A 12,276-nucleotide genomic window follows, 5' to 3' on the forward strand; every position below is an offset into this window, starting at 1 on the left:
ATAAATCTGATAAAAACTAACATTAGTATTATATTTTTCGGTTTTGAATGCGTGAATGCGTGCACATGAATATTTCATGTCATATACATATATCACATATATTATTAATTTTATTCGCTATATTGACGTTGCAATCTTGTTGTTCAGGTATGTTAGCTATTGGAACTGCTGCATTTATAACTACAACATGGAATGATCCTCGTACTATAGGCACTCAATTAGATGATAATATCTTAGAAAATCATATTGCTCATGCTCTTAAAAAAAACAAACATATTAAAAAATCAACAAGAATAAAAACCACTGTATACCAAGGCAATGTGTTATTGACTGGACAAACTCCTTCTATGTCTTACGCTAAAGAAGCTATAAAAATAGTAATAAAAATTAATGGGACAAAAAATATTTATAATGCAATTCGTCAAGATAAACCAATATGCATACAATCTATTCTTACAGATGCTTGGATTAGCGCTCAAATACACTTAATTTTTTTTATAAAAAACGATATACATGCTTCCAATATTAAAATAATTACAGAAAACAAAGAAGTATTTCTTTTGGGACAAGTTACTCATGAAGAAAGTAAATACGCTGAAAAAATAGCACATGCAATAGACGGAGTAAAAAATGTATTTACCGCTTTTTCCTATACTACTTAAAATTTAGCGTAATTATAAGATCGTACATTATGCTATCTACTATCACATCCTTTAAAACTTTTTACATAAGTCTACATGTAAACAATGCCTACAAATATTATATAAAAATATTTACTCTTATGATATTTATTATTAGGAATTAATTTTAATACCTAATTTTTTAGCCATCTTTTAATTTATTCCCATTCAATACTACATATAAAAATAACATTTTAATTTCTACTATATTTAATAACGGCTATTGTTCGCTAAGACTCAGAGGTAAAACTATAAAACAACTGTAATTGAAGAACATACTACACACAAAAAAATTAAATAACACACTTAATTTACATATTTATAAGTTTGCTTTATTTTAAATACACTTACAAATATACAACACAACGATACTCTTATCGATAAACTTCAAATTTTTTGAATTTTATATTATGTTTTCATTTACACCCATAATCAATTCTTGAGAATCCATTTCACAAATCCAATAAAATATCTAATCTACAAAAATAATGTCCTTGTGGAATAAGAATACACTTATTAAATTTATTAAACTAATGATAGTTAAAATGATACACCATGAATAAACTCTCACTGACTAAATACCAATTAATACAACAATTACATACAACTACTATTATATATAATCAACGGTAACAAATACATAAATTCATATTAAATGAATAAAATTCGTCTAATTAATTAAATAAAAATTAACAATAACATTAAAAATTTTAATAATCTCACCCTATGCATCAATTCAAATAATATATAAACGATATTGTTGGGACTTCTCCATAAATTATGTAAATCACATCGTTTGTGATAAGAATGTGTTTTCTCCTTGCATTTAAATTAAACTAATTCTAATTTTCACTAAAAAATATCGTATATTGTCATATCAAAAATAATTTTCATCTATATGAACAGAACAATAGTGACTTCTTGTTGTATCAAGTAAAATTACATGATTACCATGTAACCACTATTAAAACGAAATCCATTGTAAATTACAATAATATACCCAAATAACAAAAATCTCATATAAAACAACAATTATAATCATAATAAAGGATTGTATTCTCCTGTGATAAACATATCCTTATTACTAATCATTTAACATTATTCTCAAATAAACATCAAAAAATATAATATCCGAGATTGAATATTATGCCTATCTTTAAATTTGACTTACAATATTGAAAATAATGAATAAAAAATAAAATTAGATTGCTAATCTTCTCTAAGAAATACATATCTACCAATTGTAATCAATACTTGTTCAATACACTTAAATTTTGATATAACGCAATAAAAATATAATGTCTTCAATTGAATCATCAACCGCACTTGTAGATTAATTATATCTAATGTTCATTAAAATTTTTTATTCTTGATAATAATTTTATACATAATTATTGATCTAATACCAACTAATACATATGTTATATAAAAAAAATATTAACGCTTAGAAAACTGAGGACGCCTTCGTGCTTTACGTAAACCCACCTTTTTTCTTTCTACTTCTCTAGAGTCCCTAGTAACTAACCCAACTGATCGCAATACACCCCGTAATTTCTCATCGTACTGCAATAATGCACGTGTCATTCCATGACATATCGCGCCAGCCTGACCAGATATACCTCCTCCTTTTACAGTAATATATATATCTAATTTATCTAATAAATTAGTAATTTGCAAAGGCCTAATAATGGTTGCCTGTGTATTGTTTCTAGGAAAATATTGATCTAATGTACGTTTATTTATAATAACTCTTCCATTGCTTATCCCAAATTTAATAAACACTCGAGCAGAAGAAGTTTTTCTGCGTCCAGTACCATAATATTGATTTAAATTCATACTTTATTTTCCATCTTTTTTTCTTCATTAACAATCTATAAATTGAGGTTCTTGAGCAGCATGCGCATGTACATTTCCTGAATACACTCTAAGTCTACAATACATCATCCGACCTAAGGGACCTTTAGGTAACATACCCTTTACTGCAATTTCAATCACCTTTTCAGGATATCTATTTATCATACTTTTAAAATTTAATTGCTTAATACCTCCAATATATCCAGTATGATGATAATATATTTTATCATCACGTTTATGACCACTTACAGATACCTCTTTTGCATTTAAAACAATAACATAATCTCCAATGTCGACATGAGGAGTATATTCTATTTTATGCTTACCAATTAAATATCTAGAAATCGCGGTAGATAAACGACCAAGTATTTTATTCTTAGCATCAATAATATGCCATGCTCTCCTAATTACATGTGATTTTGCCATAAAAGTTTTCATAAAGATAAATCCAACTCAATATAAAAATTCAATCATATCAACTAAATATGAAGTAATTAATAAATATAAAAATAAGATACCTGATTGATATAGGGCTCGCGTACTGCTATTAAAACCAAATTTCTCTAACATCTTCGAATCTAAAATAAGTATACGTTAGTATTTACTTCATACAATATTCTTAGTCTATAGTACATATATATCAATTAAAACAAATAATTGATATAGTTAAGCAACAGTTTAACATTATTTCATTTTTAAAATTATTCAAATATTTATTTTAAAAAATATTACTAAAACCTCTATCTATTTACTTATCTCATAGCATTCTATACGAATACTTATTGATAAAGAAAATTAAGTAGAATAAAATTATACTGAACAATGTACATATTAGCTAATCAAGGATTGGATACTTACTACTTGAATTATTATAGTATAACATATGAACATATGCAAAAAATTATATATCAATCAGTTAACATACAAAAATGAACACATAAATAAAATAAATTTAGGAGTATTATCATGATATGGATATGTATATTCGCAAGCTTAATAATTGGAATTATTATAGGAGCATTTATAATGTATTATAAAGCACGCTATTTATTACATGATCAAAAAAAATTATATAACGAATTACAAGATAAAAAAGTTAAACTAAATGAATACCAAAAAGAATTAAGTAATCACTTTATTTACACTATAAAATTATTAAATAAAATAGAAGATGATTACCGTCAATTATATCATAATGTCAAAAGAAGCGCTAATTTTTTTTTACCAAATACACATATACAAGATAACATACACGAATTTAATACAAAAAAAACAATCATAAAACACGAACAATTACCAATAGAAGCACCGTTAGATTATTCCAGTAATACGGAAAATACAATAAAAAATCATGATAATGAATAATAATATAAGGAAACTTTTATTAATTTATATAAATTATTCGACGTCTTATTATACTATGCATAGTATAATGATGTGTAATATAGGCAATTTATCTGCCTAAATCTGTTGTGGACATTAAAAGTTACCAAAAAATAAAATAGAAATTTGAATTTTAGTCATTAAGACTTTATGAACAATTTTTAAAACAATATTATTCTTGATTACAATATAACTAATTAAATTAATTACCTATGAAGATAACACATTTCCTAAAAATATTAAGTATATTATTCACATTGGGAATCTCATATGCTGAATCTTCTATAAATCATACAACATTTTCTACAGAAATGTCGGGACTCTTACCGAGTTTAGCGCCCATGTTGGATACAGTACTGCCAGCAGTAGTAAGTGTGCATGTTGAAGGTATTCAACCTGCGAGAAGACTTACATTGCCTAAAGAATTTAAATATTTTTTTGGACCAGATATCCCTGGAGGAAATTTTGGATCTAGACCATTCGAAGGACTAGGATCAGGAGTGATTATTAACGCTAACAAAGGCTACATTATTACCAACAACCATGTTGTCAATGGTGCAGATAAAATTAAAATACAACTTAACGATGGTCGCGAATTTAACGCTAAACTGGTAGGACATGATGAACAAACTGACTTAGCATTACTTCAATTATTAAAATTTAAAAATCTCTCTGAAATAAAAATGGCTGATTCTGATATTTTAAAAGTTGGTGATTTTGCTGTTGCGATTGGCAATCCTTTTGGATTAGGTCAAACAGCAACTTCTGGTATTATATCAGCATTAGGAAGAAGTGGTTTAAACCTTGAAGGATTAGAAAATTTCATACAAACTGATGCCTCCATAAATAGAGGAAATTCTGGAGGGGCTCTAGTAAACTTACATGGAGAATTAATTGGGATTAATACTGCTATTTTAGCGCCTGGAGGAGGAAATATTGGCATCGGTTTTGCTATTCCTAGCAACATTGTGAAAAATTTAAGCCAACAATTAATTGAATTTGGAGAAGTAAAACGAGGTCAATTAGGAATAAAAGGCACAGAATTAACCGCTGATATCGCTAAAGCACTCAATATCGATGCGCAGCGCGGTGCATTTGTTAGCGAGGTGCTACCGGGTACCGCAGCCGCTAAAGCAAATATTAAAGCGGGGGATATTATCGTATCCATAGAAGGAAAACCAATAAAAAATTTTGCAGAATTAAGGGTGAAAATTGGTACTACTACTCCAGGTAAAAGTATAAAACTAGGATTATTACGAGATGGGAAAATACAAACAGTATCAGTTCTATTAGATGATAGCACCTCTGTGAGTACCAGTGAAGAAATGTTAACCCCAGCATTACAAGGAGCTTCTCTAAGTAATGGATATTTAAAAGATGGAACAAAAGGAGTGCAGGTTGAAGACGTAGTAAAAGATTCTCCAGCTTACTCTATTGGCCTACAAAAAGGCGATATAATTGTCGGGCTAAATCGTACGAAAGTGCACAATTTATCTCAATTACGTAAAATTTTAAACGAAAAACCATCAGTTATAGCACTTAATATTATGCGTGGAGATACAAACATATTCTTACTACTTCGTTGATTTTTACTCTGTTTTAAACAACGACACAGCTAAAAAATGGTATTAAACTCATACTTCATAAAATCATATCAATTACAATTGATATTTCAACGCATTAAAAATTAAATATCATAAATATATGAATAATTTTAATTAATATTTTAAAAACTATCATAAATCATGTTTTTAATACATATTAAAATAAATTGTGATTATTCGGTACACTTAATTAACTCAGAAATATATCTTCTAAGAATATCACTGAAAATCATCGAAATAAAAATTGTTACAGACTGATAACAATATTATTTATTAGTAACTCGTTTTATATGAGCTCCCATATTTTTTAACTTTTTCTCAATATGATCATATCCTCGATCAATATGATATACACAATCCACTATCGTCAATCCTTCAGCAATACAACCAGCTAATACTAAACTTGCAGAAGCCCGCAAGTCCGTTGCCATGACTTGAGTACCAACTAATGAGTCAACACCATGACAAACAATCATATTATTTAATATTTTAATACGAGCTCCCATACGAACAAGCTCTGGTACGTGCATAAACCTATTTTCAAATATAGTTTCTATAATTTTTCCCGTTCCTTTGGAGACTATATTTAATAAAGTAAACTGTGCTTGCATATCAGTAGGAAACCCTGGATATGGCTTAGTACATACAGTAACAGCTTTAGGTCTTTTCCCATGCATGTTCAAACCGATCCAATCTTTACCCATATTAATATCAGCTCCAGATTCCCGTAATTTTTTTATCACAAAACGTAACGTATCCGGACGAGATCCCAAACATACTACATTTGTACGTGAAACAGCGGCAGCAACTAAAAAGGTACCAGTTTCAATGCGATCTGGCATAATTGAATACTTTCCTCCTCCTAATTTTTGAGCCCCTTCGATAGTAATTCTATTGCTTCCAGCTCCGTTAATGTTAGTTCCTAACATAATAAGAAAATTAGCAGTATCAACAATCTCTGGTTCACGAGCAGCATTATCAATTATAGTAACTCCCTCTGCTAATGCAGCGGCACTCATGATAGTAACCGTAGCTCCAACACTGATTTTATCCATAATAATATGAGCACCATGCAATCGTCCATTCACAGAAGCTGTAACATACTCTTCTTCTAAGATAATTGTTGCTCCCAACTGCTCTAAACCGTTAACATGTAAATCTACTGATCTTTTTCCAATTGAACATCCTCCAGGTAGCCAAATTTTACCTTCTCCAAACCGTGCTACTAATGGTCCTAATGCCCAAATGGAAGCACGCATTGATTTAACTAGATCATAAGATGCACAGCACGTGTTAACACTGCTCGTATCTACAAAAACTACATCGCAATGATCCACTTTTGCTCCAAGTTGTGTTAATAATTTTATAGTAACATCAATATCCTTTAATTTAGGCACATTAAAAATTTCTACAGGTTCTTCAGTTAATAACGTAGCAAACAAAATTGGTAATGCAGAATTTTTAGCACCTGATATACTCACTTCGCCACTTAAAGGAGTAGGACCATGAATATAAAATCTATCCACTGTCATGACCTAATATCAATTATTATAATTAATTCATATTAATTAAAAACTACTTCATACATCGCATAATCCACGCTTTTTATTCCATTCTTTAGGATTAAATGCTTGAATAGATATTGAATGAATTTCATTATTTAATATATACTTCATAAGAGGAGCATATATAATTTTATGCCGTTCTAATTCAGTCATACCATCAGAAAAAATATGACTTACAGCAATAATTTGATAATTATCCTCATACAAAGAGACATATGCTTCATTTAATGATAAATCTTTTAATAAAATACTTTTAATCTCATCCACGTTCATAATTTTCACCATTTGAATAATTATAATAACAGAGAAACGCAGAATTATGTTCTCATATCTTTATGCCATACAATTATTATTTTACTGTTATTTTTATTTCAAAATATCAATCATTTATATTGCATTATGCATTTAAACAATGAATTATTTAAACTAAAATAACTAATATAACTTAATTAATTGTTGTTTTCATTTTTCTAAGAAATAAATTACAATATAAAATATTCAAAAAATAACCAAAAAATATCAATAATTTCCGTTATTAAATAGAATATTTTCTATATAATTATTATATATATCATAAATATGAAAAACTCTATATTTCTAAAAAATAGAAATATACGATAATATCCTTCCAACTATAAATAAAAAAGATTATATATCTCATTCCTGAAATATCAGTATTTGATGCTACAATATTTATCTAAATATGAAAAATAAATAAGATCTAATTTTTTATTTTTTAGCATAAATACTATAAATAACCATTCTTTTTAAGATATATATATATTATTATATCTATCGGCTATAATGTTCTATACTGAAAAGATTTTATTTTAATTGTTAATTCAAGCATAATAACATACCTCAAAAAACATATACTTAAATATATCAAAATTAATTGTAATCTTTTTTAATCAGTACAATTATATTCATGTACAATAAAAATAAAAATTGATTAATTATATAATCTATTATATAATTAGTTAGTGTAGAAGTATCAACCCTCTTAAATAGAGAAACATTAATAATCAGCAGCATCTATACAAACTTAAGAAATTATTTTTTATTTATTATAAAAATATGAGGTCTATTCTATTTGTAACTGCCTAATATAAATACACGTATTCTTATGATTTCAATACTAAAACTTAAAAAATAATAAAAAATAATAATTGATATTATTTACTATTGTAATGCATATAACTTTAATGTATATATCAATTATAATTTAATGCACACTAACATCAGGGGTCACTAATTTAAACTTAATGTCAACTATATCTTATCACTTTTAACAATACAACAATATTCATATATTAATGCTAAAATCACAAATCAATTCACTAAACATCAAATAAATAGCACTTTGCTTATATTTTTAAATACACTACATACGATCAATCAACAACTATAATTAATAATTTTCCACACTATCTATCATGGATAGATAATATCTTTACCCATTTTAGAGTATGCATATTTTTAATTATTAATATCATCAAAAATAATAATAATTTAACAAAAATTTTAATAATTCTTAATCATCACTATCGATCAACAAATAATATTAGATAATCTAATTACTAACATAAAGGTAATTTTTATACTATAGTTAAATATCCTTAAATGAAAATTTTCTTAAAAAATTCAAATACCTTCCAATTTTCAATTTTTAACTTATTAAAGATCAAATTCTTTTTTAATTTTTAAAAATAAAAAAATAATAATTTTTATTTAAATACACTTTAAAATAAATACTTATTTTCAACAAATCACATCACGCTTACATCTCTATTTATAATGCACCTGTCAATCATTCCATCTATTATTAACAATCCATTATTTTTATTATTTATACTCTACATTCTAACTATACAATCATCATAAATAATAATTTAATTTTAAAAATAATATTTTTTATAAAAACAAAAATTAAAATATACACATCCACTTAATGTAATAAGTTATAATATATAACTTATTTAATATTTTTACTGAAATGTCAAAAATTTATTAAGTGATCATAGGTACTCATCTACCACATTAATGAATAAATAACAACAAACCTTTCGATATAAATAATCATTAAGAATGATAATAAATATATCTTATATAAAGATTATATATTCGTATGTTTTTAATGGGATAATACTCTTGATTAATCCATATTTTCACCTAAAAATAATTATTATTATGACACAAGTTATTTTTCTATTATATGCATAATACTTCATTAAAAATATGTATCAAAAAATTGAAATCTATTTTCTATGTATAAATAATATATGATATGAATTATGACTTTCATTAATAAATCTATTTAAAAATAAATTTATAGTAATGTGTGTTATTTACATTAAAATTCATTAATTGACTAGCAATGGTTTACATTGAATATATTCATACATAATGAATATATTTGCACAACTTAGCAATGATACTTAACATGCGCGATCTTGTTATAGATGAAGACTTGAAAATACACAATGTCCCTCAGATATGCATATCACGGAAAAAATTATACAATGCTATATGCCGGCAATATTAATACGCAGTATTAACAACTGTATTTATAATTTATATCTTAATACAATTTTCTTATGCATTATCTTGTAAAAGATAATCTAAAAATATTTAATATTATATATCTTAAATATCTGGTTATTTTAATATGTATTTCATGCAAAAAAAAGTTAAAACTAACAATCGTAACAATAATATTAAATCATAACCATCTCTTCAAAAATATCTTTTGTCGTCTAAAAATAAAAAATATTACATTACAATCATTAAATATGAAATCTCACATAATGTTTTATGTCTCAAAATCACTGAAAAAAAATAAAAAATACACTTTTATTTCAATTTTATTAATATTGATAATAATCTTTCTATCTTTTATTATAAAAAAATCATTAATCATGTTTAATACATCATCACACCCATTAATTCAGCATGATATATGCACTCATCGAGGTAACGATGTAACAATTAACGTATACAGTAAAACTGGACAACTTAAATTTAAATTGACAGCGCACTGCATTCAACATTTTTCAAATCAAAAAATTACTTGGTTTATATGTCCTAGCATTACAGCTTTTGACAACAAAAACATCCCAAAGTGGAAAATTATAGCAAATCAAGCCAAACTAAGTTACGAAAAAATACTGCACCTATACGGATATGTATATATCAATCATTTAATACATGATGGATACTTTCAATCCATTATTACAAACCAAGCGACAATTAACTTAATAACTCAAGATATTATTTCGAACGAAAAAGTAATTATACATGGTCATTATTTTTATTCTGTTGGGATGAAAATGCATGCCAATTTACATACACAAACAGCAAAATTAATTGATAGCGTACAAACTTGTTATGAAATCCAACACATACGGTAAATACAAAATAATACTTACTTACATTAGTATATTTTTAATATTTCCATGCTCTCATGCTTTAACACATAAAAAATCACAAATACTTCAAGTATATTCTGAATGTCAATCAATTAATATGTTGACTAATACAATAACTTTTACAGATCGAGTTATACTTAAATATAAAAATATTGATCTTTATGCAGATAAGATATTAATCTCTCATACAGAAGATACACATCATCTTTCCATGATAGAAGCACACGGAAATCCTGTTACTTTAAATCAAACACAAAAAATGGGGAATGTGATGTTTGCTCAATCATCGATAATACATTACAATACCAGCGATGACACTATTACTCTGATTGGTAATGCTTATATAAAACAATCAGGAAATTCTATACACAGTGATAAGATCATATATTCAATAAAAAACAAACAAATAAAAGCCATTGCCAACCAAGGAAATAAAGTTATAACAATTTTATCAGAAAAATCCATCTAAAATATATTTAACACACACTATATAATTAGTTATAGTTTAATTTCATGACAACACTGACTATAAAAAATCTATCTAAAATTTATAAGGGACGGTATGTAGTTAAAAATATAAGCTTATACATAACTTCTGGAGAAATTGTTGGATTATTAGGCCCAAATGGATCGGGAAAAACCACAACATTTTATATGATATTAGGAATTGTTCAACACAATTCTGGTAGTATTTCAATTGATGAAAAAGATATTAGCATGTTACCAATCTACCGTAGAGCTCGATTAGGAATAGGCTATTTACCTCAAGAAAGCTCGATTTTTCGTCGATTAACTGTATTTGACAATTTAATGGCTATATTGCAAACTCAACGTAATCTTAATACAAAAAAACGTAATAAACTTATTATAGAATTGATGAATAATTTTCATATCAGTCATTTAAAAAATAATATTGGACAGACGTTGTCTGGAGGAGAACGAAAACGTGTAGAAATTGCACGAGCATTGGCTGCTAATCCTAAATTTATATTGCTTGACGAGCCATTTTCTGGAGTAGATCCAATTTCAATAACAGATATACAAAAAATTATTAAACAACTTAAAGCCCGAAAACTTGGAATACTAATAACCGATCATAATGTAAGAGAAACATTGCGTATATGTGAGCGAGCATATATAGTTAACCAAGGAAAATCAATTGCACATGGATCTCCTAATGAAATATTGAATAATAAGCACGTACAACAAGTATACTTAGGAGATATATTTAAGCCATAACACACGATATGATTATATTTATATATATAATATATTCAAATAAACAATTTTAACAATTTAAAACTCAAAAATCATTACGAATAATCTAAAAAATGATTTGTAATATGTATATTACAAATATCATGTAAATTAATCTATAAATAATCAAATTTAACACTCTGCATCAAAGTGAATATAAAATTACTAATAACGGATACTTTATATGTCGTATAATAAAATATGGGTATCATCAACTAGATAATTAGAACCCAAAAACAACTTTTAAACAGAAATATTATACTAATTTATAGCAATCAGGCAAAACAGTTATAAATTGATAATATTTTAAATATGAAATACATTTATATTTTTAATAGATTAATATTACTTTAACTAGAATAGCTATTCTTGCTTATAAATATAAAAAGAAACAAGATATGAAGAATATTATCAGCTATATTTCTAATGTCACTCAAAACTAATTATTATTAATATTACCCTGAACCTTATTGAATCAATATTTAAATTGCTTTAGACTTTCCCG

The 12,276-nt window shown here is 26.2% G+C and carries 10 protein-coding genes; 6 read left to right on the forward strand and 4 right to left on the reverse strand.

Features of this window, described 5'->3' with window-relative positions; all coding sequences use genetic code 11:
- Window positions 1-65: 65 nt before the first annotated feature.
- A complete protein-coding gene (gene dolP / locus M9396_RS02205) occupies window positions 66-662 on the forward strand; it encodes a division/outer membrane stress-associated lipid-binding lipoprotein (protein WP_250256556.1) in 597 nt (198 codons plus the stop codon).
- A 1,455-nt stretch (window positions 663-2,117) separates the two neighbouring features.
- Here the strand turns inward: dolP and rpsI are convergent.
- Both rpsI and rplM read right to left on the reverse strand, forming a co-directional pair.
- On the reverse strand, window positions 2,118-2,516 hold the full coding sequence (gene rpsI, locus M9396_RS02210) for a 30S ribosomal protein S9 (protein WP_250241782.1): 399 nt from the start codon (window positions 2,514-2,516) through the stop codon (window positions 2,118-2,120).
- A 27-nt stretch (window positions 2,517-2,543) separates the two neighbouring features.
- Window positions 2,544-2,972 (reverse strand): 50S ribosomal protein L13, encoded by a 429-nt coding sequence (gene rplM, locus M9396_RS02215; protein ID WP_250256557.1) that lies wholly within the window; start codon window positions 2,970-2,972, stop codon window positions 2,544-2,546.
- A 528-nt stretch (window positions 2,973-3,500) separates the two neighbouring features.
- Here rplM and M9396_RS02220 point away from each other — a divergent pair.
- A complete protein-coding gene (locus M9396_RS02220; protein ID WP_250256558.1) occupies window positions 3,501-3,899 on the forward strand; it encodes a Z-ring associated ZapG family protein in 399 nt (132 codons plus the stop codon).
- 230 nt (window positions 3,900-4,129) lie between these two features.
- Window positions 4,130-5,503: a Do family serine endopeptidase gene (locus tag M9396_RS02225; protein WP_250256559.1), complete on the forward strand. Its 1,374-nt coding sequence runs from the start codon at window positions 4,130-4,132 to the stop codon at window positions 5,501-5,503.
- Between the two features lie 284 nt (window positions 5,504-5,787).
- Here M9396_RS02225 and murA read toward each other — a convergent pair whose 3' ends face one another.
- Window positions 5,788-7,053, reverse strand: a complete 1,266-nt coding sequence (gene murA, locus M9396_RS02230; protein ID WP_420022209.1) for a UDP-N-acetylglucosamine 1-carboxyvinyltransferase — start codon at window positions 7,051-7,053, stop codon at window positions 5,788-5,790.
- A 48-nt stretch (window positions 7,054-7,101) separates the two neighbouring features.
- Entirely contained in the window at window positions 7,102-7,359 is a 258-nt protein-coding gene (locus M9396_RS02235; RefSeq protein ID WP_250241771.1) for a BolA family protein, read from the reverse strand.
- A 2,534-nt stretch (window positions 7,360-9,893) separates the two neighbouring features.
- Between M9396_RS02235 and lptC the strand changes: the two genes are divergently transcribed.
- From lptC to lptB, 3 genes are read left to right on the forward strand one after another with little or no spacing between them, the layout of a single operon-like run.
- Window positions 9,894-10,496, forward strand: coding sequence for an LPS export ABC transporter periplasmic protein LptC (gene lptC / locus M9396_RS02240; RefSeq protein ID WP_250241769.1), 603 nt, complete (start codon window positions 9,894-9,896; stop codon window positions 10,494-10,496).
- Window positions 10,474-10,983, forward strand: a complete 510-nt coding sequence (gene lptA / locus M9396_RS02245) for a lipopolysaccharide transport periplasmic protein LptA (protein WP_284308513.1) — start codon at window positions 10,474-10,476, stop codon at window positions 10,981-10,983. Before lptC ends, lptA begins: the two co-directional genes overlap by 23 nt.
- 44 nt (window positions 10,984-11,027) lie before the next feature.
- The gene (lptB, locus tag M9396_RS02250; protein WP_250256561.1) at window positions 11,028-11,753 is read left to right on the forward strand and encodes an LPS export ABC transporter ATP-binding protein; all 726 of its coding nucleotides are present in this window, start codon (window positions 11,028-11,030) and stop codon (window positions 11,751-11,753) included.
- Window positions 11,754-12,276: the final 523 nt, after the last annotated feature.

This window comes from Blochmannia endosymbiont of Camponotus modoc (assembly GCF_023585785.1).
Taxonomy (GTDB): Bacteria; Pseudomonadota; Gammaproteobacteria; order Enterobacterales; family Enterobacteriaceae; genus Blochmanniella.

Bases quoted from the DNA above. Each gene is read 5' to 3' on its own strand.
- dolP (WP_250256556.1), top strand. From the start codon at position 66: ATGAATATTTCATGTCATATACATATATCACATATATTATTAATTTTA.
- rpsI (WP_250241782.1), bottom strand. From the start codon at position 2,516: ATGAATTTAAATCAATATTATGGTACTGGACGCAGAAAAACTTCTTCT.
- rplM (WP_250256557.1), bottom strand. From the start codon at position 2,972: ATGAAAACTTTTATGGCAAAATCACATGTAATTAGGAGAGCATGGCAT.
- M9396_RS02220 (WP_250256558.1), top strand. From the start codon at position 3,501: ATGATATGGATATGTATATTCGCAAGCTTAATAATTGGAATTATTATA.
- M9396_RS02225 (WP_250256559.1), top strand. From the start codon at position 4,130: ATGAAGATAACACATTTCCTAAAAATATTAAGTATATTATTCACATTG.
- murA (WP_420022209.1), bottom strand. From the start codon at position 7,053: ATGACAGTGGATAGATTTTATATTCATGGTCCTACTCCTTTAAGTGGC.
- M9396_RS02235 (WP_250241771.1), bottom strand. From the start codon at position 7,359: ATGAACGTGGATGAGATTAAAAGTATTTTATTAAAAGATTTATCATTA.
- lptC (WP_250241769.1), top strand. From the start codon at position 9,894: ATGTTTTATGTCTCAAAATCACTGAAAAAAAATAAAAAATACACTTTT.
- lptA (WP_284308513.1), top strand. From the start codon at position 10,474: ATGAAATCCAACACATACGGTAAATACAAAATAATACTTACTTACATT.
- lptB (WP_250256561.1), top strand. From the start codon at position 11,028: ATGACAACACTGACTATAAAAAATCTATCTAAAATTTATAAGGGACGG.